Origin of the sequence: Gordonia sp. i37 (assembly GCF_002043085.1) — a bacterium.
GTDB lineage: Bacteria > Actinomycetota > Actinomycetes > Mycobacteriales > Mycobacteriaceae > Gordonia > Gordonia polyisoprenivorans.
On sequence record NZ_MVPX01000338.1, the window covers coordinates 1 to 24,606 of the forward strand.

At 67.6% G+C, this 24,606-nt stretch carries 21 protein-coding genes and 1 tRNA gene; 7 read left to right on the plus strand and 15 right to left on the minus strand.

Going from position 1 to position 24,606, the window contains the following annotated elements; translation table 11 throughout:
* Positions 1-105: 105 nt before the first annotated feature.
* The 6 genes from B1964_RS16350 to B1964_RS16375 all read right to left on the minus strand — a co-directional run bounded on the left by B1964_RS16350 (position 106) and on the right by B1964_RS16375 (position 8,256).
* Entirely contained in the window at positions 106-2,019 is a 1,914-nt protein-coding gene (locus B1964_RS16350; RefSeq protein WP_079930527.1) for a propionyl-CoA synthetase, read from the minus strand.
* A gap of 241 nt (positions 2,020-2,260) precedes the next feature.
* Positions 2,261-2,524 (minus strand): DUF2630 family protein, encoded by a 264-nt coding sequence (locus tag B1964_RS16355; RefSeq protein ID WP_006372908.1) that lies wholly within the window; start codon positions 2,522-2,524, stop codon positions 2,261-2,263.
* 51 nt (positions 2,525-2,575) lie between these two features.
* Complete coding sequence (locus tag B1964_RS16360; RefSeq protein WP_006372910.1) at positions 2,576-2,902, minus strand: Lsr2 family protein; 327 nt, start codon at positions 2,900-2,902, stop codon at positions 2,576-2,578.
* Positions 2,903-3,204: 302 nt separating this feature from the next.
* Entirely contained in the window at positions 3,205-4,920 is a 1,716-nt protein-coding gene (locus B1964_RS16365; protein ID WP_253194034.1) for a phospho-sugar mutase, read from the minus strand.
* A 128-nt stretch (positions 4,921-5,048) separates the two neighbouring features.
* Positions 5,049-5,125 (minus strand) — tRNA-Met (locus tag B1964_RS16370).
* 110 nt (positions 5,126-5,235) lie between these two features.
* On the minus strand, positions 5,236-8,256 hold the full coding sequence (locus B1964_RS16375) for a UPF0182 family protein (protein WP_079930538.1): 3,021 nt from the start codon (positions 8,254-8,256) through the stop codon (positions 5,236-5,238).
* Between the two features lie 189 nt (positions 8,257-8,445).
* On the opposite strand from B1964_RS16375, the gene B1964_RS16380 reads away from it, so the two are divergent.
* Entirely contained in the window at positions 8,446-9,051 is a 606-nt protein-coding gene (locus B1964_RS16380) for a PPA1309 family protein (RefSeq protein WP_238534733.1), read from the plus strand.
* A 25-nt stretch (positions 9,052-9,076) separates the two neighbouring features.
* Here the strand turns inward: B1964_RS16380 and B1964_RS16385 are convergent, their stop codons facing one another.
* Positions 9,077-10,126 (minus strand): PDZ domain-containing protein, encoded by a 1,050-nt coding sequence (locus B1964_RS16385; protein WP_079930539.1) that lies wholly within the window; start codon positions 10,124-10,126, stop codon positions 9,077-9,079.
* Positions 10,127-10,312: 186 nt separating this feature from the next.
* Between B1964_RS16385 and B1964_RS16390 the strand changes: the two genes are divergently transcribed.
* The 3 genes from B1964_RS16390 to B1964_RS16400 all read left to right on the plus strand — a co-directional run bounded on the left by B1964_RS16390 (position 10,313) and on the right by B1964_RS16400 (position 14,227).
* Positions 10,313-11,782: a zinc-dependent metalloprotease gene (locus B1964_RS16390; protein WP_079930529.1), complete on the plus strand. Its 1,470-nt coding sequence runs from the start codon at positions 10,313-10,315 to the stop codon at positions 11,780-11,782.
* A 93-nt stretch (positions 11,783-11,875) separates the two neighbouring features.
* A complete protein-coding gene (locus tag B1964_RS16395; RefSeq protein ID WP_240523970.1) occupies positions 11,876-12,856 on the plus strand; it encodes a hypothetical protein in 981 nt (326 codons plus the stop codon).
* A gap of 57 nt (positions 12,857-12,913) precedes the next feature.
* Positions 12,914-14,227, plus strand: a complete 1,314-nt coding sequence (locus B1964_RS16400; RefSeq protein ID WP_006372918.1) for an AarF/UbiB family protein — start codon at positions 12,914-12,916, stop codon at positions 14,225-14,227.
* On the opposite strand, the gene B1964_RS16405 is transcribed toward B1964_RS16400, so the two are convergent.
* Complete coding sequence (locus B1964_RS16405; RefSeq protein WP_079930540.1) at positions 14,196-14,933, minus strand: AraC family transcriptional regulator; 738 nt, start codon at positions 14,931-14,933, stop codon at positions 14,196-14,198. The two genes, B1964_RS16400 and B1964_RS16405, sit on opposite strands and share 32 nt — an antisense overlap.
* Positions 14,934-15,040: 107 nt before the next feature.
* Between B1964_RS16405 and B1964_RS16410 the strand changes: the two genes are divergently transcribed.
* Both B1964_RS16410 and B1964_RS16415 read left to right on the plus strand, forming a co-directional pair.
* Entirely contained in the window at positions 15,041-15,412 is a 372-nt protein-coding gene (locus B1964_RS16410) for a VOC family protein (protein ID WP_006372920.1), read from the plus strand.
* Entirely contained in the window at positions 15,409-15,972 is a 564-nt protein-coding gene (locus B1964_RS16415) for a class I SAM-dependent methyltransferase (RefSeq protein WP_079930531.1), read from the plus strand. The genes B1964_RS16410 and B1964_RS16415 overlap by 4 nt, the downstream gene beginning before the upstream one ends.
* Positions 15,973-16,031: 59 nt before the next feature.
* Here the strand turns inward: B1964_RS16415 and B1964_RS16420 are convergent, their stop codons facing one another.
* The 4 genes from B1964_RS16420 to B1964_RS16435 all read right to left on the minus strand — a co-directional run bounded on the left by B1964_RS16420 (position 16,032) and on the right by B1964_RS16435 (position 19,389).
* Positions 16,032-16,349 (minus strand): WhiB family transcriptional regulator, encoded by a 318-nt coding sequence (locus B1964_RS16420; RefSeq protein ID WP_026919965.1) that lies wholly within the window; start codon positions 16,347-16,349, stop codon positions 16,032-16,034.
* A gap of 154 nt (positions 16,350-16,503) precedes the next feature.
* On the minus strand, positions 16,504-16,779 hold the full coding sequence (locus B1964_RS16425) for a hypothetical protein (RefSeq protein WP_079930532.1): 276 nt from the start codon (positions 16,777-16,779) through the stop codon (positions 16,504-16,506).
* Positions 16,780-16,898: 119 nt separating this feature from the next.
* Positions 16,899-19,016: an ATP-dependent DNA helicase UvrD2 gene (locus B1964_RS16430; protein ID WP_079930541.1), complete on the minus strand. Its 2,118-nt coding sequence runs from the start codon at positions 19,014-19,016 to the stop codon at positions 16,899-16,901.
* Between the two features lie 100 nt (positions 19,017-19,116).
* A complete protein-coding gene (locus B1964_RS16435) occupies positions 19,117-19,389 on the minus strand; it encodes a mycoredoxin (protein WP_006372925.1) in 273 nt (90 codons plus the stop codon).
* 95 nt (positions 19,390-19,484) lie between these two features.
* On the opposite strand from B1964_RS16435, the gene B1964_RS16440 reads away from it, so the two are divergent.
* The gene (locus B1964_RS16440; protein WP_172398865.1) at positions 19,485-20,060 is read left to right on the plus strand and encodes a DinB family protein; all 576 of its coding nucleotides are present in this window, start codon (positions 19,485-19,487) and stop codon (positions 20,058-20,060) included.
* A gap of 29 nt (positions 20,061-20,089) precedes the next feature.
* On the opposite strand, the gene nudC is transcribed toward B1964_RS16440, so the two are convergent.
* The 3 genes from nudC to B1964_RS16455 all read right to left on the minus strand — a co-directional run.
* Complete coding sequence (gene nudC / locus B1964_RS16445; RefSeq protein WP_079930534.1) at positions 20,090-21,016, minus strand: NAD(+) diphosphatase; 927 nt, start codon at positions 21,014-21,016, stop codon at positions 20,090-20,092.
* Position 21,017: 1 nt separating this feature from the next.
* The gene (locus tag B1964_RS16450) at positions 21,018-22,088 is read right to left on the minus strand and encodes a potassium channel protein (protein WP_172398866.1); all 1,071 of its coding nucleotides are present in this window, start codon (positions 22,086-22,088) and stop codon (positions 21,018-21,020) included.
* 53 nt (positions 22,089-22,141) lie between these two features.
* The coding region (locus tag B1964_RS16455; RefSeq protein ID WP_079930536.1) for an ATP-dependent DNA helicase at positions 22,142-24,606 on the minus strand (2,465 nt) is incomplete at its 5' end.

The window sequence follows — 24,606 nt, forward strand, 5'->3', positions numbered from 1 at the left end:
CCGCCAGCCAGTTCCAGACGAACAGTGGCGGGCGGGCGCTGTCGGGAGCCACCCGCTCACCCTAGCCCAACCTCACCGCACCCGGACGCCGAACGACCCAGGGGCTCAGCCACCGAGCTGACGCGCCAACGCCGCCAACACGTCCGGGTCCTCGATGGTCGAGGGCACCGTGTAGTCCTCGTGATCGGCGATCTGGCGCATGGTCTTTCGCAGGATCTTGCCCGAGCGGGTCTTCGGCAGCGCCGGTACCACGGTGACGTCGCGGAAGGTCGCGACGGCCCCGATCTCGTTGCGCACCATGGCGACCAGCTCGGCGCGCAGGGTGTCGGGCTCGATCTCGACTCCCGACTTGAGGACCACGTACCCGCTCGGCCGCTGCCCCTTGAGGTCGTCGTGAATGCCGATGACCGCGCATTCGGCGACCGCCGGATGCGCGGCGACGACCGCCTCGATACTGCCGGTGGACATCCGGTGTCCGGCGACGTTGATGACGTCATCGGAGCGGCCGAGGACGAACACGTAGCCGTCGGCGTCGACGTATCCGGAGTCGCCGGTCAGGTAGTACCCGGGGAAGGCCTTGAGATAGGAACTGCGGTAACGCTCTTCGTCGCGCCACAATCCGGCGAGGGTTCCCGGCGGCAGCGGGAGTTCGATGACGATGTTGCCCTCGGTGCCGGGCGCGACCGCGGCGCCCTCGGCGTCGACGACGCCGACGCGGTACCCCGGTACCGGCACGGTCGGCGAGCCGGCCTTGATCGGCATGGGTTGGAGCCCACGCAGATTGGCTGCTATGGCCCAGCCGGTCTCGGTCTGCCACCAGTGGTCGACGACCGGGATCCCGAGGATCTGTCCCGCCCACTCGAAGGTGTCGGGGTCGAGGCGCTCGCCGGCGGCGAACAGGGTCTGCAGCGAGGAGACGTCGTATTGGGCGAGTAGCGCGGCATCGGGGTCGGCCTTGCGGATGGCGCGGATCGCGGTCGGTGCGGTGAACAGCGCCTTGGCACGGTGTTCGGAGATGACGCGCCAGAACGCACCGGCGTCGGGCGTGCCGACCGGCTTGCCCTCGTACATGATCGTCGTCGCGCCGATCAGCAGCGGACCGTAGACGATGTAGGAGTGGCCGACGACCCATCCGACGTCGGACGCGGTCCACCAGACGTCACCGGGGTGGATGTCGTAGATGTTGGGCATCGACCAGGCCAGCGCGACGGCATGCCCACCGTTGTCGCGGACGACGCCCTTGGGTTTCCCGGTGGTTCCCGAGGTGTAGAGGATGTAGAGCGGGTCGGTGGCCGCGACCGTCACCGGTGCCGCCGGCATGGCGTCGGCGATCTCGTCGTCCCAGTCGAGCCAGCCGTCGTGGTCGGCGGCCGAGCCGGGGACCTCGTCGCGGTTCTTGACGATCACGGTGGTCGGGGGCTTGGCGGCGAGTTCGAGCGCCTTGTGCACCATCGGCAGATATTCCACGACGCGGCCGGGTTCGAGACCGCCGGACGCGGTGACGATCGCCACCGGCTCGGCGTCGTCGATCCGGGTGGCGAGTTCGGGTGCGGCGAATCCGCCGAAGACCACCGAGTGGACGGCGCCGATACGGGCGCACGCCAACATCGCGATCGCGGCCTCGGGAATCATCGGAAGGTAGATGACGACACGGTCGCCCGCCGCGACGCCTGCCGCGCCGAGTACCCCGGCGAAACGCGACACCTCGTCGAGTAGCTCGGCATAGGTGTAGCGCCGCACCTCACCGACCATGGCCGAATCCCAGATGAGCGCCATCCGATCGCCGTGACCGGCGGCGACGTGGCGATCGAGGGAGTTGAAACAGGTGTTCAGGGTGCCGTCGGGGAACCAGCGATAGATCGGCGCGTGTGAGTCATCGAGCGCCACCGTCGGCGGCACCGACCACTCGATCTCGGCGGCGGCGGTGAGCCAGAACGACTCCCGGTCCTCGATGCTGTCGCGAAATGCCTTGTCGTAGCTGTCTGATCCGAAGCTGCGCGCGTCGCTGTTGCTGGCCACTGCCGTCCTCACGTCGATCGATGTCGCGGCAGAGAGGTCGGGTGACCCGCCACGCTGCCGATTCGAGGGTAATCAGCCTCACACGTGGGCGCGAGGGGTTGGCCACACCTGCGCCGACCGGTCGGCAGATCGCGCCGAACGGTGTGGCGAACCCACCCGTTCGGGCAGGTCAGCATGTCCGATCGGGTGGGTTCGGTGGGCATCGGGTCTCGGCGATGCAAGGTGGATCCAGGACCCGAGATCACTCCAGATAGTTCTCGACGACGTCGGCTGGACGGGCCGACGCGTCGTCGGGATTCTGCCCGGCACGCCGGCGTGCCTGACGCTGCCGCAGCAGATCCCAGCATTGATCGAGATCCACCTCGAGTGCGCGCAGTCGCGCATTTTCTTCACCCTTGCTGATATCTCCGCGCTCGAGTCGCTCACGCAACTCGTGCTCCTCCCCGATCAGCTCGGTGATGTGGTCTCGGATGGACCTGTCGGTATTCGGAAAGTCGTCGGCCATGCCCCGACACTACGCGTCGGGCACATCAGGCGTCGGAACGAGTTTCGACCCTCAGTTCGCGGCCTGGTACGCCTCGATGATCTCCGTTGCGATACGTCCGCGATCACTGATGTCGTACCCGTTGACGCGCGCCCAGTCGCGCACGGCCTTCAGATCGCGAGACGAACGTGCACTTCGGGCCGCCTTCGACCGGCGGCTACCGGCCGAGCGTGAGGCCGTCACATATTGTTCGAGATCCTGCCGGAATTGCTTGGCGTGCGCCGGCGACGTATCGAATTCATAGGCTTTGTTGTCGACACTGAAGGTGATTGTGACAGCTTCCTTCAGTTCTTTTCCATCGAGATCATCGACGAATGTAACAACGGTTCGACGTGCCATCGGATAGAGCCCCCTCGTAGTACTGCGTTGCTGAATACAAAACGAACAATAGCACCGTACGGCATTAGTGCTCCATATCCGGGCGCCGAATCGAGCGTTTTCCGGCGAGCATCAATAAATAATTGTCACATGTAAAGAAAATCGAGATTTTTCCGTCTTGGAACACCGCGACGTCGATATTCCGTGCTTATTCGGAGGTTTATGTCGTCTGATTATGCGACACGGAGAACGCCCATCTCGGTACCCGACCCGCAGCGGGCGCGGCGGCACCACGGGTCCGGCCGCCGGCCTCGCCGTGCGGGTCAGAGCCCCAGAAGCGAGGTGAGTTCGGTGGCGAGGTCGCCCAGGCGTGCCTGCGCCGTGGCCCGTGCCGCCCGCACCCCTGCGGTACGCACATCGTCGGCCGGAATGACCACCTCGAGATAGCACTTGAGCTTGGGTTCGGTACCCGACGGCCGGACGATGACGCGATCGTCGGCGGCGGTCCGGAACAGGAGGGCGTCGGTCGGCGGGAGGTCATCCCCACCACGTGCGAGATCGCGGAACTCGACGATCGCCTCCCCGACCAGTCGATCCGCCCGGGCCGACCGCAGCCTTGTCATCGTGGCCTCGATCACCGCGGGATTCTCGACGCGCACGCTGATGGCCGAGGTGCTGTGGAGCCCGTGCACATGAGCCAGGCGGTCGAGCTGGTCCTCCAGACCCGCACCGGTCGCGGCGAGATCCTCGACCAGGGTGATCATGCGAACGGCCGCGCCGATTCCGTCCTTGTCGTGCACCGCGTCGGGGTCGGTGCAGTATCCGATCGCTTCCTCGTAGCCAAATCGCAGGCCGGGGGTGCGCGCTATCCACTTGAAGCCGGTGAGGGTCTGCGCGAATCGCAGACCGTGGGCGGCGGCGATGCGGCCCAGCAGCCTGCTGGACACGATCGAGCACGCCAGGGTGTCGCCGGGCCGGGAATCGTCGGCGGCGGCCTGTTCGCCGAGCAGGGCACCGATCTCGTCGCCGGACAGCTGCCGCCAGAGTCCGTCGCGGCTCGTCGCGACCGAACAGCGGTCGGCGTCGGGATCGAGCGCGATGACGACGTCGGCGTCGACCTCCCGGGCGTGGGCGATCGCGAGATCGATGGCGCCGGGCTCCTCCGGGTTCGGGAACGCCACGGTCGGGAAGTCCGGATCCGGTAGGAACTGCGCCTGCACGGGGTGGACGTCGCCGATGCCGGCGGCCCGCAGGACCTGCATCGCCGTGGAGCCGCCGACGCCGTGCATCGCGGTCAGGACCACGCGCACCGGTGACGGCTCGGCACGCCGTCGAAGACCGGCCGTGCGGGAGAGGTAGCCGTTCACCAGCGCAGGATCGGCGTCGGTGATCCGTTCGTCGGTGCGCGGCACCTCATCGGCGGGCGGACTGTCGGCGATCCGCGACGCGATCTCGGCGTCGGCGGGCGGCACGATCTGCACACCTGCTCCGTCGGCGTCGGTCGCCCGGCCACCCAGGTACACCTTGTAGCCGTTGTCGGCGGGTGGATTGTGTGACGCGGTGATCATGATCCCGGCGTCGGCGTCGAGCGCGCGCACCGCGTACGCGGTGATCGGCGTCGGCAACTGCTCGTGCAGGGCGATGGCCCGCAGGCCGGCGCCGGAGAGCACCTGCAGCGCGGCTGTCCGGAATCGTGAAGAACCATGCCGCGCATCACAACCCACGACGACTGCGGCGTCGGGTCCGACGACGTCGAGCAGGTAGCGGGCCAGCCCCGCGGTGGCCCGGATGACGACGGCGGTGTTCATGCGGGATTCGCCGGCACCCACCGCCGCCCGCAGACCCGCGGTACCGAACTCGAGGGGACCGGCACACCGCGACCGCAACTCGGCGAGAGCCTCCGGATCGTGCGACCTCGCACCGGTGATGAGGACGCCGAGTTCGGCCCGGGTGGCCGCGTCGGGGTCGTGTGCGCACCAGTGCGCGGCGCGGGCGATCAGTTCACCGTCGGTGAGGACACCGTTGCTCACGCCAGTCATCGCATCCTCTTGCTCGTCTGTGTGAACCCGAACGTATCAAGCCGGCCCGCACTGGACTGCTCTTGACGGGTGGGGTGCAGATGCGATTCGACCCCCGATCGCTGATGCGATCGGGGGCCGAATCTCCGTGGTAGCGGGGACAGGATTTGAACCTGCGACCTCTGGGTTATGAGCCCAGCGAGCTACCGAGCTGCTCCACCCCGCGTTGGTGAACACCACGTTACAGGGTGGTTCGGCGCGGATGCAAATCGCCTCCGCCCCGATACCTGCAGGTCGGAAAAACGTGTGACCACAACCACATTCATGGACTCCACATCAGTTACCGCCACCGAGGGACTCGTATTGCGCAACTGCCTTGTTGAGCTGATCGAGCGCCTGACCGTACGCGGTGAAGTCGCCGCTGGACTGCGCTTGACGCAGCTTGTTGAGCGCATCACCGATCGCCGCGACGGCTGCATCCCGCTGCTGGTTGTTCCCCGACTGGCCCGTTTGACCGTTGCCCGTGGAGGGCTGGTTCGGTTGTGGCGTCGGCACGGTCGGTTGGTCGGCGCCGGCCTGATTGCCGCTGGGCTCGCCGTTGAGCGGTGCGGTCGCATCCTCCGGACTGATACTCACCTGAGCCAGCGCCTCGGCAACGGTGGCTGCGTAACCGACCTTCGGATTACCCGCCGCGGCGTTGTAATACATCAGCACGCGGTGCAACTTGGGGATGCCGCCGCCGTTGTTGGTCTGGGTGTACAGCGGCTGGACGTAGAGGATTCCGCCCCCGCCGACGGGAAGCGTCAGCAGGTTGCCGTAGGTCACCTTGGTGGTGCCCTCCAACTGTTTTCGGTCGCCGAGGACGGCGCCGTAGTTGTTCATGTTGTCCTGCGCCTGCTGTGGGCCGACACCGGACTGACGATCGGTGGGCAGCACCTTCATGGTGATCTGGCCATAGGAGCCGGGATCCGACGAGACCGTCATGTAAGAGGCGAGGTTGCGCTCGCGGAAACCGGTGAACACCGTCGTCAGCTGGAATTGGGAGTCCGAACCGGTGCCGCCGCGCGGATTGCGCGCGGTGAAGTAGTAGGGCGGTTGGTTCAGCTGCCGGTTGGCGTTGTCCTCGTTACTCGGATCCGGGGGCACCGACCAGAAGTTGTTGTTCTGGAAGAACGCCGTCGGATCGGTCACGTGATACTTCGCGAGCAGTTCGCGCTGGATCTTGAACAGGTCCTCGGGATAGCGGACATGTGAGGCCAGGCTGGTGTTCTTGTCGAATTCCGACCGCGGTTGCACGGTTCCCGGGAACACCTTCATCCACGTCTTGAGCACCGGGTCGTTCTTGTCGAACTGGTACAGGGTGACCTTGCCGGTGTAGGCGTCGACGGTGGCCTTCACCGAGTTGCGCACGTAGGACACCTGCGTGTTCGCCTGGCTGCGCTGAGCCTGGTTGTTGATCAGTTCTTGCGCATCGGTCGTCGCGTCCTGCAACGACGTCTGCTGCGAATACGGATAGTTGTCGAGGGTGGTGTACCCGTCGACGATCCACTTGATCGAACCGTCGGCCATCACCGCGGGATAGGCCTTGGAATCGACGGTCAGCCACGGCGCGACCTGCTTGACGCGGTCGCGCGGGTCACGGTTGTAGAGAATCCGCGAGTTGCTGTTGATGGCGTCGGAGAGCAGGAAGTTGCGTTCGGTGTACTTGACCGCGTACATCGCCCGCACGAACCAATTACTCAGCGAGACACCGGAATCGGCGGTGTAGGTGTAGGTCTTGTTGTCCTCGTCGTACTCCCGCGCGCCACCGGAGGTGCCGACGATCGCGTAATCGGGCGAGACGTTGGAGATCAGCTCGCCGAAGTAGATCCGCGGCTGGCTCACCTTGATCGGCGCGGTCGCCGCATAGTTGGGATCGCGGATGGTCTGCAGGTCGCTGACATAGAACACGGGAAGTCCCCCGCGGTCACTGCCCGACGTCGCGTCACCGGAGGCCTCGTCGACCTGATTGGCCGGTGCGGCGACGAAGCCGTTGCCGTGGGTGTAGACGGTGTGCTTGTTCAGCCAGTTCTGCTGCTGGTCACCGTATTTCGTCGGGTCGAGTTCGCGGACGGCGACGATGAAGTCACGTTCTTGACCGTCGACCTTGTACCGGTCGATGGCCAGCTGGGAGGGGAAGCCGTAGAAGTTCTTGAGGAACTGACGCTGGTTGAACGTGGGGGCGATGACATTGGGGTCGAGGATGCGGATGTTCGACAGGGTTGCCTCGTCGGCGTTGACCGCCTCGGCACTCGGCGCAGTCGCGCCCCAATCGTTCTGGTAGTCCACGTTCTTGCCGGCGACGATGCCGTACGCCTGTGTCGTCGCCGCGATGTTGCGACTGATGTACTCGGCTTCCTTCTGCGCCGCATTCGGCTTGACCGAGAACTGCTCCATCGTCAGCGGCCATCCGACACCCATGACCAACGCCGCGAGCAACATCAGCGCCGTGGCGATCGCGGGAATACGCAGATCCTTGAGAACGACACCGGCGAAGAACGCCAGAGCACAGATGATCGCGATCGCCATGAGGATCAGCTTCGACGGGAGCACCGCGTTGATGTCGGTATAACTCGCACCGGAGAAGATCTCCTGCTTTCGATCACTGGAGAGCAGACTGTACCGATCGAACCAGTAGGCAGTTGCCTTGAGCAGCAAGAAGATCCCGGCCAGGGCCGCGAGCTGGATTCTGGCCGACCCGGTCAACGATCCGCTGCCGCCGCCGAGACGGATACCGCCGAAGACGTAGTGGGTGATCAGACTCGCCACGAACGCGATGACGACGATGACGAACAGGAAGTTCAGGACGAAGGTGATGAACGGCAGCTTGAAGGCGTAGAAGCTGATGTCGATGCCGAACTGGGGATCGGTCACCCCGAAATCGGTGCTGTGCAAGAAGGTCTGGACCGTCGCCCACGAACCCTGTGCGACGAGCCCGGAGAGCACACCGATGAGGACCGGCGGGATGATGGCGAACCAGCGAATCCGGCCCATCACCGCGGCGCGATAGCGCGCGAGCGGATCACCGGGTCCCGACGCGGGCACGAACACCGGACGCGACCGATAGGCGGACGCGATCGCGGCGAAGACGATGCCGCCGACGATCACCGCGGTGATCACGAACAGCAGGATTCGAGTCCACAGAATCGTCGAGAAAACCTCGGAGTAGCCCAGATCGGAGAACCACAACCAGTCGGTGACGAGGCCGACGATGCGCGGCCCGATCAGCAGGATGATCAGCAACGCAACCGCGATGCCGATGATGATCTTGCTCCTGCGCGACAGTGTCGGCAAACCTGCCGGCCCGCGAACGCCCACCTGACCCACTCTCCAAAGTTCTCAATCCGGACATGCGCCCGGCGACCGTCTGTGCCGTCCCTCCGGCGTGGCCACCCACTGTACTGGGCGGCGCGAGGTTCGGGCAGCGGGGCGATCCCGGCGCCGCAGTGTGGGTACTCGGGCGGTGCGGGCGCCGCGGTCGACGACCGTCCGGGCATGATGGACGCGATGTCCGACACGACCCGCTACTCCCCCGACGACCTCGGCCGTTCGCTACGCGAAGCGCTCGACTTCCTCGTGCCGAACGGACCCGATCACCTGCCCGCGGTCTTCGCGCTGGTTCCGACGCCGGTGCTGGCCCGGATGCACCCCGAACTCGTCGACCCCGACGACGACTCGGCGTTGAGTCTGCTCGCCGAGGAGCCGATTGCCCCGCGCGCAGACGACGATGGCGACACCGACGACGATGGCGACACCGACGACGTCGAACCGTACGCCGCGCTCGAGGAATTCCTCGCGACCACGTCGTGGCCGGAACCGGTGGTGGGGGCGGCGGTCGTCCTCGACATCGTCGTACTGCCGCCCCAGGCCGGTCTCGATCTACCCGAGGCCGCCGGCGGCGCCGAACCGGATGCGCCCAACTTGCGCTCGGCGGCCCGTGATCATCCCGACGCGCGGGCGGCCCGGCTGGCTGTCGGCGCGTTGCGCGGTGGTACCCGTCTGGCCCTGCTCGAGCTGGTACCCGACGATCCCGACGAGGCGCGCGAGCTGCGGACCCATCCCGATATGGCGGCCGATCTGCAGCAGGCGTTGGCCGCGGCTCTCGACGGCTGACGCCCCCGGGGGGTCGCTCCCGGCGTCAGCAGTGCGGCACCGGCTTACCCGCGGCGAGGGCGTCGAGCGAGTCGACCGCGGAATCCAGCGACTCGACCTTGACCAGTTTCAGTCCGTCGGGGGCGTCACCGGCGGCCTCGGCGCAGTTCTGGTCGGGGACGAGAAAGACCGTTGCCCCGGCATCGCGTGCGGCGCGGGTCTTGTGGGTGATGCCGCCGATCGGACCGACGTCGCCGTCGTCGGCGATGGTGCCGGTCCCGGCGATGAACTTGCCGTGGGTGAGTTGTCCGCTGCCGAGACGATCGATCACCGCGAGGGTCAGCATCAAGCCGGCCGATGGGCCGCCGATGTCCCCGACGTTGAAGGTGATCTTGAGGTTCGGGTCGGCGTTGCGTACCTCCGGGGTGACGCCGATGTAGGCCACGTTCTGCTCGCCGGGACGCGCAGCGGCCTTGACGGTGACCGTCTGGGTGGCCCCGCCGCGTCGGATCTCGAAGGCGATCTCATCGCCCGGCTTGTGCGCGCGCACCGCCTTCTGCAGGTCTTCGGTGGTCGCGACCTCGGTGCCGCCGACCTTCACGATCGCGTCGCCGGACCGGAGCACCGACGAGGCCGGCCCGTCCGGGGCGACGAGTGCCGCCACGAGCTCGGTGGGCCGATCGAGGTATCGCAACGCGGCCGCCTGGGCGGTGCTCTCCGAGTTGCTCATGTCCTCGACGTTCTGCTGATTGGTCTGCTCGGTGGTCTGGTTCGGTGGGAACACGGTCTCGCGCGGCTGTACCGAATACGTTCCCGACAGCCACATCCCGATCGTCTGGAACAGCGACAGCCCGTCGGTCACCGACACCGTCGTCAGGTTCAGGTTGCCGTCGGTGTGCTGCGTCGGCACTCCGCTGATGTCGACGACGGGCACCTCGCGGTTGTCGAGTTGGATGGTGCCCAGGGTGTTGACCGTGGGCCCGGGCCCGAGCGCGACGAACGGCACCTGAACGGTCGTTCCCACGACGACGAGTGCCAGCAGGATCAGCACGGTCACGGCCACGGTGACGATGCGACGCGAGGTAGGCCCCTTCATTCCGACCACCCTAGGACATGGGTCCGATCCAGCCGCCGCACAGACCGATGCGGCGGACGGTCGAGGGCCGGTCGAGGGCCGGGTGCCGCCGTCGACGTCGACAACGCGCAGCCGACCTGCGCGAACTACGCTCAAGGCGAAATCATCGAGGGGGTCGCGACGACGCGCTGGCGGTACCGTGAAGGCATGAGTGATTTGCCCTTCGGTTTCTCGTCCTCCGGTGACGACAGCGGCAAGGACGACCGCCGCAAGGACGACGGTCCGACCGGCAACGACGGCCCCGGTGGCGCCCAGAACCCGTTCGGTGCCCAGAACCCGTTCGGGTTCGCCCTCGGCGGCGAGGGATTCGACCCGTCCGCCGGTCTCGACCCGTCGGCGCTGGGCCAGATGTTCAGCCAGCTCGGCAGCATGCTGAGCGGGATGGGGTCGTCGATGACCGGTCCGTCGGCCGGCGGTCCGGTCAACTACCAGCTCGCCGCCAACCTCGCGCGTCAGCAGATTGGCAACTTCACGCCCGTCCTCGACAAGGAGACCTCGGCGGTCGCCGATGCGGTCCGCCTGGCCGAGGTGTGGCTCGACGACGTCACCACGCTGCCGGCCGGCATCAGCAAGCCGGTCGCATGGACGCCGGTGCAGTGGCTCGACGAGACCATGCCGACCTGGAAAGGCCTGTGCAATCCCGTTGCCGCGCAGCTGGCCAAGACGTGGGAGCAGAATCTGCCCGCCGAGGCCGCGCAGTTCGCCGGACCGATGATGGGCATGATGACCCAGATGAGCGGCATGGCCTTCGGCACACAGCTCGGTCAGGGTCTGGGGCAGTTGGCCAAGGAGGTGTTGACCTCCACCGACATCGGATTGCCCCTGGCACCCGAAGGTGTCGGTGTGCTGTTGCCCGAGGCGATCGCGACCTTCGCCGACGGCCTCGATCTCCCGGCCCAGGAGATCATCGTGTTCCTCGCCGCGCGCGAGGCCGCGCACATGCGGCTGTTCACCCACGTGCCGTGGCTACGCCAGCGCCTATTGGCCACCGTGGAGGAGTACGCGCGGGGAATCAGCATCGACTTCTCCGGCATCACCGACGCGACCGCGGGGATCGATCCCACCGAGTTGTTCTCCGATCCGTCCAAACTCGAGGAACTGATCAGCTCCTCGACGTCGTTCGAACCGACCACCACCCCCGAACAGAAGGCCGCACTCGAACGCCTCGAAACACTGCTCGCCCTCATCGAGGGTTGGGTGGAAAACGTTGTCACCCAAGCACTCTCCGATCGCATCCCCAGTACCGCCGCGTTGACCGAGACGATGCGCCGCAGGCGGGCCAGCGGTGGTCCGGCCGAGCAGACCTTCGCCACCCTCGTCGGCCTCGAACTGCGCCCCCGTAAGTTGCGCGAGGCAGCCGCATTGTGGCGATCGCTGCTCGAGGCGTCCGACGTGGCCACCCGCGACAAGGTGTGGGAGCACCCCGACCTGCTGCCCGACGGCACCGATCTCGATGCTCCGGCGGCCTTCATCGACCGGGTGATCGGCGGCGACACCTCCGACATCGATTCGGCGATCGCCGAACTCGAGAAGTCCCTCGCCGCAGAGGCCGGGGACGAGAAAGCCAAGGACGTCAATCCCGACGACAAGTCCGAGGGCGGCGACGACAAGTCCTGACTTCACGTCGATGGTCGTGACAGCCGGGGCGGCGCCCACCGCCTGTGGATAACGCCGTGGGCGCTCGGTGCCGCCGGTGGCATGGTGATCGACATGACAGCGGCCGCCGCGACACCTGATCCCGCCACCCCCGATGCCGGGACGTCCCGGCCGGCGACCGGTTCGCGAGTACCGACGGGCATGCCGGTCCTCGCCGACGGAACTGCGGTCCTGATCCGGCCCGGCAACCGGGTACACATCGGCGCCGACCCACACACCGCGTTGGTGCTCGAACTGCCCGCACGGGTCTCCGGCCGGGCGGTGGCCGACCTGTTGGCGTCGCTGTCCGGTCCGCGCAGCCGCGGCGAGGTGTTTTCCGATCTCGTCGACACCGGGCTCACCCGATCCGAGTTCGACGCGATCCTCGACCGCCTCGTCGCCGCGGGCAAAGCACTCCGCCCACCGTCGCAGCGACGCGTCGGCGCGCTGCGCATTCGTGTGCACGGGTCCGGGCCGCTGAGCACGCTGTTGTCGGCGTCGCTGACCGACGCCGGTTACAGCGTCACACGCAGCGTCCGCCGGCCCACCCCGACCGCGCCCGGGACCGTGCAGATGTCACCGATAGCGCTGCCCAATCTGGTCGTCCTCACCGACCACGTCGTACACGAGCCGTGGATGGCCGAACGTCTGATGCGCGTGGGCACCCCGCACCTGCAGGTCCGGTTGCGCGACGGGACCGGCCTGCTCGGTCCGCTGGTGCTGCCCGGCCTGTCGAGCTGCCTGAACTGCGCCGACCGTCACCGCGCCGACCGCGATCCGGCGTGGCCGTTGCTCGCGGCGCAACTCGCCGGGACGAGCGGGCACGCCTCGGCGTCGATCGCCCGTGCCACTGCCGCACTCGCCCACGAGCAGGTCGATCATCTCGCTGCAGCCCTCGCGTCGAGCCCCGACGCCGAGGGCACTGCCGCGCCGCCCGATCCCCCGCACCTGGTGAACCGGATCCTGCAACTGCACCCGGCGCCGCTGCGCATCGAGAGCACCACCTGGCTACCGCATCCGCTGTGCGGTTGCCACGAGATCGCCACGCTGACGTGAGGCGCGGCCCGGGCAACACCTCGCCGGTCCTCTATCCTGAGGAGGGGAAAGGAAGCTATGACCGACATCACGCGGGGGCAAGGTCGCCGTAACGCCAAACTCGTCTCGCTGCCCATCGGTATGGCCGGGCGCGCCGCTGCCGGGTTCGGCAAACGGATGGCCGGCCGGGACAAGGACGAGGTCAACCAGGAGCTGCTGGAGAAGTCCGCCGAGCAACTGTTCGCGGTTCTCGGGGAGCTCAAGGGTGGGGCCATGAAGGTCGGCCAGGCCATGTCCATCATGGAGGCGGCGATCCCGGACGAGTTCGGTGAACCGTTCCGCGAGGCCCTCACCAAGTTGCAGGCCGAGGCGCCGCCGCTGTCGGCGTCGAAGGTTCATCGGGTGCTCGATCAACAGCTCGGCACCAAGTGGCGATCGCGATTCCGCGAGTTCTCCGACGAGCCCGCGGCCGCCGCCAGCATCGGTCAGGTGCATCGCGCGGTGTGGTCCGACGGGCGTGACGTGGCCGTCAAGATCCAATACCCGGGCGCCGACCACGCACTCAAGGCCGACCTGAAGACGTTGTCCCGGATGTCGGGGCTGATGCAGAAGCTCTCCCCCGGCACCGACGTGAAATCGATGATGGACGAGCTCATCGACCGCACCGAGGCCGAACTCGACTACCTCGGCGAGGCCGACAACCAGCGCGCGTTCGCCAAGGCCTTCGACGGCGACCCGGACTTCGTGGTGCCCAAGGTCGTGGCGAGCTCACCCAAGGTCATCGTCTCCGAATGGCTCAACGGCACACCACTGTCGAAGATCATCACCAACGGCGACAAGGCAACTCGCGACCGCGCCGCGGCGCTGATGTCGACCTTCGAGGTGTCCTCACCGTTCCGCGTGGGCCTGCTGCACGGCGACCCGCACCCCGGCAACTTCTTCCTCACCGACGACGGTCGGTTCGGCGCACTGGATTTCGGCGCGGTCGGCCACTACCCGAACGGGTTGCCGCCGGAGACCGGCCCGATCCTGCGTCTCGCGCGCGAGAAGGAATACGACGAACTCAAGGAACACATGGTGGCGGCGGGATTCATCCTGCGCTCCCAGGTCGACAAGGTCTCACCGACCGACCTGCAGGCGTATCTGCGTCCGTACGTGGATCCGCTGTACTCCGAGTCGTTCCATTTCACCCGAAAGTGGTTGCAGCGCGCGGCCGGTCACGCGACCGACGTACGCGGCGAGGTGTACAAGACCTCACGGCACCTCAACGTCCCCAAGCACTATGTGATGGTGTTCCGCGTGCTCGCCGGATGCGTCGGCATCGCCGCACAGCTCGACGCCGAGGCGCCATACCGGGCGATCATGGAGAAGTGGGTGCCGGGCCTGGCCTGAGACCGAAGCGGGCCGGCGTCGTCCCCAGCTCCCGGGAGAATGCGACGATGTAGGCCGACGGTGTGGCATAACCACAGGCCGCGGCCGCTCGTGTCACCGAACCGGTGTTCGTCAGGGTTTCCAGGGACGTCAGGATGCGCGCACGGCGCAGCCATAGTCCCAGCGTCAACCCGGTATCACGCCACACATGACGTTCGAGAGTGCGCACGGCAACCGACATGTCGCGTGCGAGGGTGGCCGCCGGCGTACCCGGCGATCGAAACGCGAGCACGACGAGCAAACGCCCGAGTTCCCCGGTGGGCAATGGCAACTCGAGAGATTCGACCGGTGCGGAACGCAGTTGGTCGACGAGGACGGTCACGAGGGCCGAGTGCAAGGGATCGCCCGGTTTCAGTGGCGCCTGTCGAACGACGTGTGCGAGCAGTTCACGCGCGAACGGCGACAGCGACACCACCGTGGGTCGATCGGCGGGAAACGGTTCGGCAACAGCGGCCGGGTTGCGCTGTAGGTAGACGATCCTGACTCGGACCGGCCGTGCATTGTCGATCTCCACCGGGATCCCCGCGGGTATCCAGACCGCACGCCCGACGGGCACTGTCCACCGTGCGGCCGCGGTCAGCACGGTCAGCACCCCGGCTGCCGCATGGATCATCTGATTCCATCCGGGTTCGATGGCGATCTGCGCGCGTTCGGCCGGATGAGTCACGGCGTACCCACGAACGATCGGTTCCCTCGAATCGTGTTGTCGTAATTCCGACACAATTTGTCAGAGTATCGAAAGCACGGCGAGACAGCAGGGAGAATGCTGGAACCATGGCCGCTCCGATCACTCACTTCGCACTCAACGCCGACGACGTAGCCTCGACTCGACGGTTCTACGAGTCGGTGTTCGGATGGAGGTTTGCCGCATGGGGGCCGCCGGGCTTCTACTCCATCGACACCGGCGGCGAGATTGCAGGAGCACTCCAACAGCGCCGCAGCCTCGACGGTCGCGAAATCGTCGGAGCCGAGATCACATTCTCCGTCTCCGATGTCGACGCGACAGCCTGCACCATCGAGGAATCGGGTGGGCGGGTGGTCCTGCCTCGCCACACCATCGACGGCGTCGGACACCTGATCTTTCTTGCCGATCCCGCCGGAAATGTGGTTGGCGCGATGCAATACGACCCTCGTGCGGGCAGATGAACGAGGAGCACCTCACGCTGTGCACCAGTAGCGAGTGGGCACATGCGGTACGTGAATGGATACTGCCGTGGACCCTCGAGGGCTTTGAGCTCGGTGAGCAGGTGGTAGAGATCGGACCCGGCCCCGGCGTGACCACCGAGTTGCTCATCGAGCGCGCCTCACATCTCACCGCGGTCGAGATCGATGAGTCGCTCGCCGCCGACCTGCGCCGACGTTTCGCCGATCGGACCGACATCGACATCCTCTGCGCTGACGGCGCGAATACCGGATTGACTGCAGGCCACTATGATTCGGTGATCTGCATGACGATGTTGCACCACGTCGCCTCACCAAGGGCTCAGGACGCGGTTTTCACCGAGGCACGGCGACTGTTATCACCAACCGGCGCCTTTCTCGGTTCTGACAGCCTCGACGGCCCTGAGTTCCGTGCATTGCACGAGAACGATGTGTGCGTACCCGTGGCGCCGGAGGAACTCGACACCCGCCTGCGACGTGCGGGTTTCCGGTGGGTCGAGATCGACACCAACGAGTGGTCAGTACGCTTCCGCGCGCAGCCTTGATGCACACCGACGAAACCGGCCGTCCCCGACAGACTTTCGTCGGGAACGGCCGGTTACGTTCAGGCCGCATTCTTGCGCGGGCGGCCACGGGGACGCTTGCGCGCCACCACGACACCGCGATCGAAGATCTCGCCGCCCCACACACCCCACGGTTCGGCCCGCTCGAGGGCCGCGGCCAGGCAGGCCTCCCGCAACGGGCACTCGGCGCACATCGCCTTGGCCCGCTCGAGGTCTCGGGGATCCTCGGCGAACCACAGGTCGGCGTCGGTCATCTGGCAGGGAAGGTCGGTCTGCCCGAGGGCCGGGGCGGACGTGACGCCGACCGCGTCGAAGCGATCGGCGGGCATACAGGACTCGAGAACGCAGTCGGTCGTCATTGTTGTCTCCACCTCTACTCGGATTCTTCGGATGTTCTCGACCCGAGCCGTTGGTGGAGCCCTGCCGCACATCGACGAGATGGGCGGGAGGTCAACCAAAAAAGGGCCACGGGTTCGCTTTCGCGATTCGCCCGTGGCCGCCGTTCCGACGCTGTCAGCGTCTGAATACGAGGTTCTGCACGGGGAACCGCTTGTCGGCTCGTGCTGCCGCTACCGCGGGAGCCGGAAATCCGACGGGCTGCGCCAGAGCGACGGCGCCGCCACGGTGATCGGTGGCATGGCCACATTCGTCGAGCCAGGAGCGGTCGCGACGGGCGACGGTCCGACGGGACATGGCGATGCCGTCGTCGACGACAGCGATGCCGTTGCCGATCTCCGATGCCGACGCTGCTTGCGTCGACTCGGCGGCGCCAAGAATGATTGCGTTCACTGATCCGCTCCTTTCTGGTCTCGTGTGGCCACGCGTGACAGGCGGTGCCGTGACGGCACACAGCCGTCCCCGTGCTGATGTGTTCACCAGCCTAAGGGCCGATGCATAGATCGCACAACCTATTTTTGACCTGCGGTTTTCACGATGTCGATGACGTCGGGACCGTACTTGTCGAGCTTGCTCGCGCCGATGCCCGAGATCGACACCAGCGCCTGCTCGTCGGTGGGATGCTGCTCGGCGATGGCGAGCAGGGTCTTGTCGGAGAACACCACGTAGGGCGGAACCGCGTCGTCCTTGGCGCGTTGCCTGCGCCAGTCCTTGAGCGCGACCAGCAGATCCTCGTCGAGATCGGACGGGCAGCTCTCGCATCTGCCGAGCAGCGTCGCCGTCGCATCGATCAGTTTGGACCCGCAGACCCGACAGGTGGGGCCGCGTTTGGGTTTGCGTTCGGGCGCGATCCGCGACGCCGGCGAATCGTCGGGGATCAGGCCGGACAGGAACCGTGACCGCCGGCGGGAGCGGCCACCCTCGTTGCGCGCGGCCGCCCACGACACCTGCAGGTGCTCTCGAGCACGGGTGATCCCCACGTAGAACAGCCGCCGCTCCTCCTCGACCTCGTCGGGAGAGCCCTTGATGGCCTGGCTGATCGGCAACGATCCCTCGGTCAGGCCGACCAGGAACACCGCATCCCACTCGAGTCCCTTGGCCGCATGCAACGATGACAGTGTCACGCCCTGCACGGTCGGTGGGTGCCGCGACTGCGCGCGCGTCCGCAGCTCTGCGGCGAGTTGGGGCAGCGTCAGGTCAGGGGTTTCGTGAACCATGTCCTCGGTGAGCTCGGCGAGCGCCCGCAGCGATTGCCACCGCGCCTTGGCCTGCGCCCCCGTGGGTTCGGTGTCGTCGAGGCCGAGTTCACGCAGCACCGCGGTCACCGCGGTGGTCACGTCGACGTCCTCACGCAGTCCACGTTCGGCGACGGTGTCGAGACGACGCATCGCCTGCCGCACCTCGGTACGCGTGAAGAACGCCTCGCCGCCGCGCACCTGGTACGGAATGCCCTGCTCGGTCAGCGCCTGTTCGTGATTCTCCGACTGGGCGTTGACGCGGTAGAGGATCGCGATCTCCGACGCCGGTACGCCATCGTTGATGAGCCGCTTGATCCGCTTGGCGACCGCGGCGGCCTCGGCCGGCTCGTCGGGGTAGTCGACGAAGCGGGGCGCCGGGCCGCGCGCACGCTGGCCGACGAGTTCGAGCCGGGTCCCGGCGATCCGTCCGTGCGCTGCACCGATCACCCGATTGGCCAGACTCACCACCTCGGGGGTGGACCGGTAGTCGCGGACCAGACGCACCATGGTCGCCTCCGGGAAGCGCCGGGGAAAGTCGAGCAGGTAGTCGGCCTTGGCGCCGGTGAAGGTGTAGATGGTCTGGTTGGCGTCACCGACGACCGTCAGGTCGTCGCGTTCGCCGAGCCACGCGTCGAGCAGGCCCTGCTGCACGGGCGTGACGTCCTGGTACTCGTCGACGACGAAACACCGGTATCGCGAGCGGAACTCCTCGGCCACAGCGGGATCGACGTCGATCATCTGGGTCATGTAGATGAGCAGATCGTCGAAGTCGAGCAGACGATCCCCCTCCGGCGACACCTTGGCGTCCTCGTAGGCGGCATAGACCTCGGCCACCTTCTCCGGCGCAGCGGGAGACTCGCGCATCAGCCGTGTCGCCGCGGCGACATAGCCTTCCGGCCCGATCACCGACGCCTTGGCCCACTCGATCTCCGAGAGCAGATCGCGCACCGTGTCGGTGGACGTACCGAGCCCCGACCGCCGCGCCGCGCGCGCCATCAACGGGAACTTGTTGTCCAGCAATTCCCATGACGCGTTGCCGAACACCCGCGGCCAGAAGAACCGGAGCTGCCGCAACGACGCGGCGTGAAAGGTCTGCGCCGACACCGACGGACCGGACGCACCGATTCCCAAGGAGCGCAATCGGGTACGCATCTCCCCCGCCGCGCGTGCGGTGAAGGTGACGGCGAGCACCTGCGACGGATTGACCTGCCCGGTGTCGATGAGATGCGCGATCCGACGGGTGATGGTGCGGGTCTTGCCGGTGCCCGCACCGGCGAGCACGCACACCGGACCACGCGGCGCGAGCACCGCCTCACGCTGCTCCGGGTCGAGACCGTCGAGAATGCCGCGATCGCGCGACGAGGATGTCGCCTCCTCCGGTCGCGCGGACATCTCGGCACCCTTCTGCGTGGAACGTTGCGGCACGCCCTCCACTATGTCAGCCGCCCCCGACACCGTCGTGGGACGCTCCACAGGGATGCGGGGCTGGTGCTCAGACGCCCAGTTTGGCCCGCACCTCGGCGATGCTGGGGTTGGTGGCGGTCGACCCGTCGGCGTAGAGCACGGTGGGGACGACGTGATTACCGCCGTTGACACTGCCGACGAACTCGGCGGCCTCGGGGTGGGCCTCGATGTCGATCTCGTTCCACTCGATCCCGGCGCTGCGCAATCCGGTCTTGAGTCGTGCGCAGAAGCCGCACCAGCTGGTGGTGTACATGGTCAGCTGATCGGTCGGGGTTGCGGTTGCCTCACTCATGGCACCCATAACATCATCGGACGGCAGGCTGTTCCGCACGGCGCGCGGTGATGCTCGCCACCGCGCGCCGACCCCTGCCACCGTGCAACGCGACAGGAGTGATGATGGCCGAATCCCCCACCAAGGAGCAGCTCGTCAAATACCTGCAGGAGCTCCGCGATACCGTCCTGTGGAAGCTCGACGGCCTCGACGAGTACGACCTCCGACGCCCGCTGACCCCCACCGGCACCTCACTGCTCGGCATGGTCAAGCACCTCGCCGACGACGAGTTCTCCTACTTCGGTGAAGCCTTCGGCCGGCCGGTGACCGACCTGCCCTGGATCGAGGGCCGCGACTCCGGGGACCAGGCGGACATGTTCGCCCGCGCCGACGAGTCCGTCGCCGACATCGTCGGCTGGTATCGGAGCTCGTGGGAGCACGCGGCACAGACACTTGCCACCCGAGACCTCGACGCACCCGGGGTGGTGACGTGGTGGACCCATCAGTCGGTGACGCTGGGGCGGATTCTGCTGCACATGGCGGTGGAGACCGCACGTCACGTCGGGCAGATGGACATCCTGCGCGAATCCGTCGACGGCGCCGTGGGTCTCTACGCGGACAACACCAACATCGCGCCCGTCGATCACGCGGCGCACCGTGCGCGCGTCCAGGCCATCGCCGACGGATTCCGGCGCAGCTGACATGGCCACCGCGTGCGCAGCCGGTGCGTTCAGGGCGTCGCGTGCGCCCAGGTCGTGATCAGTGCGTGGGCGATGGAGATCGAACCGGGCAACAGCAACCGCGGGCCGTCGGCGTCGGGTTCGGGATCGTCGCGCTGCCATTCGTCACCGCGGGCAAGTGCCTCGAGCACCTCGTCCCGGTGGAACCACACCGCGTCACCGATCTCGCCGTCGAGGAAGCGCAGCGGCTCGCTCGGGTCACCGACCGCGGCGAAGCCGAGCATCAATGATCGCGGGAACGGCCACGGCTGGCTGCCGAGGTACCGCGGATCGGTGACGGTGATCCCGACTTCCTCGTGCACTTCGCGAATCACGCACTGCTCCAACGATTCCCCGGGTTCGACGAAGCCCGCCAACGTGGAATACCAGCGTGCGGGCCACACGGCCTGACGGCCCAGCAGGATCTGGTCGGCGCCATCGTGCACCACGGTGATGATCGCCGGGTCGGTCCGCGGGAACTCATCCTCTCCGGTCTCGACGTGGCGTCGGACCCAGCCACCGCGGGCCGGGCGGGTCGCACCGCCGTCCACCGGCGAGAATTGTGCCCGCGCATGCCAATTCAGGATTCCCAACGCCGTCGCGAGCAGGCCTGCCTCGTCGGCGGAGAGCCGGGCGGCCCCGCGCCGGGCGTCGGCGGTGCGTCCGTCGAGGGTCTCCACGCGCAGCGCCCACAGATCGGTGTCGGTGTGGGCGAGCAAAACCGCGTCCTGCGGCGGGGCGTCGGCGATCTCGACGGCCGGACGCCATCGCAGGGCGCGTTCCTCGGTCACCGGGTAGCGTCCGGCCGGGTCGATCGGGAGAACCCTGGCGGTGGACCATCCCGACACCATCCGCGCCGGATCGTCGCGGATCTCGTCGGCACGGTCGAAGGTGCCGCGGGACAGCAGCGGCGGCTGGTCGAAAACGAAGGCGCCCATGTCAGTCCGCCGGTCCCTTGCGCACGTAGAGCAATCGGTCGCCGGCTTCGATCTGCTCCCCCTCGCTGTCGTCGACCCGGTGCAACACCCCGCCACGGACCACACCGAGCACGATGTCGCGGGTGTGCGCCGGGGAGCCTCCGGTCTCGGTCGGGTCGACCTCACGCTCGGCGATCGCGTACCCGGCGTCGGGCGTCAGCAGATCCTCGATCACCTCCACCACCGACGGCGTCATGGTGGCGATGCCGAGCAGCCGGCCCGCGGTCTCCGACGACACCACCACGGAGTTGGCGCCCGACTGGCGCATCAGGTGGGTGTTCTCCGATTCGCGGATGCTCGCGACGATCTTCGCCCGCGGATTGAGTTCGCGGGCGGTCAGCGTGGCGAGTACCGCCGTGTCGTCGCGGTTGGTAGCGACGACGATGCTCGCAGCGTGTGCCACACCGGCGAGCCGCAGGATGTCGGACTTGGTGGCGTCACCGCGCACCGTGACCAGACCATCGGATTCGGCGGCCTCGAGCACCGTCGGGTCGGCGTCGACGACGACGATGTCGGCGGGTTTGATGCCGTCGCCGATCATCGCGTCGACCGCGGTACGACCCTTGGTGCCGTAGCCGATCACCACAGAGTGATTGCGCAAGTTGTTCCTCCAGCGCTGGATCTTGAGGGCTTGACGTGAGCGTTCGGTGAGCACCTCGAGTGTGGTGCCGATGAGCACGATCAGGAACAACACCCGCAACGGGGTGATGATGAGCAGGTTGAGCAATCGCGCCGACGGGGTCAGCGGGGTGATGTCGCCGTAGCCGGTCGTCGACAGCGTCACCGCCGAGTAGTACAGGGCGTCGAGAAACGACAGCGGGTTTTCCTGCACGTCGCGATATCCGTCGCGATCGAGGTAGACCAGCACCGCGGTGAAGAACAGCGCGATCACCGCGAACACCACGCGTTTGCCGATGGCGCGGCCCGGGCTCTGCTGCAGTTCGGGAATGCGAACGACCCCGACCAGGGCGTAGTCGGGGCCCTCGGAGAGATCCTCGCCGCGAAACCGGCGCCGGAATCCGCGCGATCTCATCGCCGGCACGGCGCGCTCGGATGGGTCGCTGCTGTCACAGTGTGGAATCTAGCTCATCGGGCCAGCAAAGCGGCGAGTGCCGCGGCATCGGGCAGGTCTCGGGGCGCGAGGGTGCGCCCGGACCGGACATAATGGAATGCGGCCGAGACCTTCTCCAGTGGCACCCCGGCCAACTGCGCCCACGCGATGCGGTAGGCCGCGAGCTGGATGAACACCGACGACGAGTCGGCGCTCGGCTCGGCTCCGGTCTTCCAGTCCACCACCACCCACGACCCGTCGGGTTCGGCGAAGATCGCGTCGATGCGTCCGCGGATCACCGTGTCGCCGATGACCGTCTCGAAGGGCACCTCGACCTCGCTGGGGCTGCGGGCGGCCCACGGCGAGGCCAGAAACGCCTCGCGCAGCGCGTCGAGGTCGGCGTCGGGGGCGGCACTCTCGTCGGCGGCGCCGGGCAACTCGTCGATGTCGAGCAGCCGGGTCGCGCCGAACCACCGCTCCACCCACGCGTGAAAGGCGGTGCCGCGCCGTGCGATCGGGTTGGGACGAAACGGCGTCGGGCGACGGAGCTTGCGCGCGAACTCGCGCTCGTCGGTGTCGAGGTCGACGAGTTGGCTGACCGACAGATGAGCCGGCAGCGCCACATCCACCTCGGCCTGATTCGTGCGCTCGTGCTCGGCGAGGAGCACCTCCACCTCGGCGCGCCACGCCTCGATCTCGTCGGCCGGCGCGTCGTGGGCCACCGGCGCCTGGGAATCGGGCTCCGGATCGGTGAGCGCCCCGAACAACGCCGGCGCCTCCCGCCGGCGCAGTTCGTCGAGGACGAGATCGGCCGCCGCGGCCACCGCGTCACGGCGCGCACCGAGACGGTCGGTCGGCCACATCCGGGCATCGACCCGCTCGGCCAACGGGTTGGCGGCACCGTCGGGCGGGTCGTCGGCGAGCACGTCGACCGTCAAACCCCGTGCCTCGTCGGCGGATCCGTTCTCCACCGTCTCGGTCACGATGGCCAGCAACTCGTTGAAGAACGGCGATCCACCCCGGGGTTTCTCCCCGGTTTCCGACCAGTGATGCGCCGAGACCAACAGGTCGTGACGGGCTCGGGTGATCGCGACGTAGAGCAACCGCCGGTCCTCGGAGAGCCGGCGTTCGGCGATGGCCTCCTTGTGTTCGGTCAGCGCGTCCTCGAGTTCCTTGCGGTCGCCCACCCGACTCAGATCGAGCACCGGGAACCCCTCGTCGGCGCCGGCCGGCCGGGCCGCTGCGAGCTTCGCGGCCGCGGGTCCCCGGGGTTCCGGCTCGGCGAGATCACCGCGCAGCGGCCCCGGAAGTTCACGCGCACTGCGCATCCAGGTGGTCTCGCCCTTGGACGACGGGAAGATCCCCTGGCACAGATGCGGAATCGCGACCACATCCCACTCGAGTCCCTTCGCGGCATGCACGGTCAGGATCTGCACGCGCTGCTCGGCGACCTCCACCCGCCCGGGCTCGAGCCCCTTCTCGATGGTCTCGGCGGTGTCGAGGAACGCCAGCAGCCCCGCCAGATTCGCGCCGGGCCGCTCGGCGTAGCGGGTGACGTAGTCGGCGAAGGCATCGAGGTGTTCACGCCCGGTGATCGCGCCGCGCATCCGGCGTGCACGGATCTGCGCCTCGACGGCCACCCCGATGGTGTTCTCGACGTCGGCGACCAGCTCGGGCAGCGGCTGACCCATCCGGCGCCGCAACGACTCCAGTTGCGCCCCGAACGCCCGGATACGCGCATAGCCGTCGGGGCTGTAGGCCTCCGGACCGCCGGGATCGACTACGGCGTCGGCGATCCCGGCGCGGTCGACCACCTCGGTGGGCAGCACCGCGTCGAGTGCCTCGTCGAGTTCCTCGCGGGTGGTGACCACCCCGCCGGTGGCGATCTGGCCGGCGGCCAGCTCGGTGGCGCGACGCCACAGCGCCGCCAGGTCGCGCGCGCCGAGCTGCCATCGCGAACCGGTCAGCAGACGCATCGCCGCGGTTCCGGCCATCGGATCTGCCATCAGGCGCAACGTCGCGACCACATCGGTGATCTCCGGTACGTGCAGCAACCCGCCGATGCCGACGACCTCCGCGGGAATGCCGCGCGCCTCCAGCTCGGCCGCGATCGGCGCCGAATCCTCGTTGCGGCGCACCAGGACCGCGACGGTCGGCGGCCCCGAACCGTCGACGTCGTGGTACCGGGCCGCGACCTGGTCGGCGAGCCAGGCGCGTTCGTCGAGCACCGTCTCGGTCAACGCGAACGTCACCGTCCCGGCGTCGGCGCCGGGCCGCGGACGCAGGACACTCACCGGCACACCGCGACGTCGCAGTTCCTCGGACGCCTCGTTCGCCAGGCGCAGCGTCTGCACCGGGTTGCGCCAGCTCGTCAACAGTTCGCGACGGTGCGCGGGCGAACCGTCGGCGCGGGGAAAGTCGGTGGCAAAGCGCGGGAGATTGGCCGCCGACGCACCCCGCCACCCGTAGATCGACTGGATCGGGTCGCCGACGGCGGGGG

Coding starts and splice junctions, on each gene's coding strand:
- B1964_RS16355 (WP_006372908.1), bottom strand. CDS start 2,524: ATGGCCGACGACTTTCCGAATACCGACAGGTCCATCCGAGACCACATC.
- B1964_RS16450 (WP_172398866.1), bottom strand. CDS start 22,088: ATGAGATCGCGCGGATTCCGGCGCCGGTTTCGCGGCGAGGATCTCTCC.
- B1964_RS16430 (WP_079930541.1), bottom strand. CDS start 19,016: ATGTCCGCGCGACCGGAGGAGGCGACATCCTCGTCGCGCGATCGCGGC.
- B1964_RS16415 (WP_079930531.1), top strand. CDS start 15,409: ATGAACGAGGAGCACCTCACGCTGTGCACCAGTAGCGAGTGGGCACAT.
- B1964_RS16435 (WP_006372925.1), bottom strand. CDS start 19,389: ATGGGTGCCATGAGTGAGGCAACCGCAACCCCGACCGATCAGCTGACC.
- B1964_RS16400 (WP_006372918.1), top strand. CDS start 12,914: ATGACCGACATCACGCGGGGGCAAGGTCGCCGTAACGCCAAACTCGTC.
- B1964_RS16420 (WP_026919965.1), bottom strand. CDS start 16,349: ATGACGACCGACTGCGTTCTCGAGTCCTGTATGCCCGCCGATCGCTTC.
- B1964_RS16390 (WP_079930529.1), top strand. CDS start 10,313: ATGAGTGATTTGCCCTTCGGTTTCTCGTCCTCCGGTGACGACAGCGGC.
- B1964_RS16365 (WP_253194034.1), bottom strand. CDS start 4,920: ATGACTGGCGTGAGCAACGGTGTCCTCACCGACGGTGAACTGATCGCC.
- B1964_RS16410 (WP_006372920.1), top strand. CDS start 15,041: ATGGCCGCTCCGATCACTCACTTCGCACTCAACGCCGACGACGTAGCC.
- B1964_RS16380 (WP_238534733.1), top strand. CDS start 8,446: ATGTCCGACACGACCCGCTACTCCCCCGACGACCTCGGCCGTTCGCTA.
- B1964_RS16395 (WP_240523970.1), top strand. CDS start 11,876: ATGACAGCGGCCGCCGCGACACCTGATCCCGCCACCCCCGATGCCGGG.
- B1964_RS16440 (WP_172398865.1), top strand. CDS start 19,485: ATGGCCGAATCCCCCACCAAGGAGCAGCTCGTCAAATACCTGCAGGAG.
- B1964_RS16385 (WP_079930539.1), bottom strand. CDS start 10,126: ATGAAGGGGCCTACCTCGCGTCGCATCGTCACCGTGGCCGTGACCGTG.
- B1964_RS16360 (WP_006372910.1), bottom strand. CDS start 2,902: ATGGCACGTCGAACCGTTGTTACATTCGTCGATGATCTCGATGGAAAA.
- nudC (WP_079930534.1), bottom strand. CDS start 21,016: ATGGGCGCCTTCGTTTTCGACCAGCCGCCGCTGCTGTCCCGCGGCACC.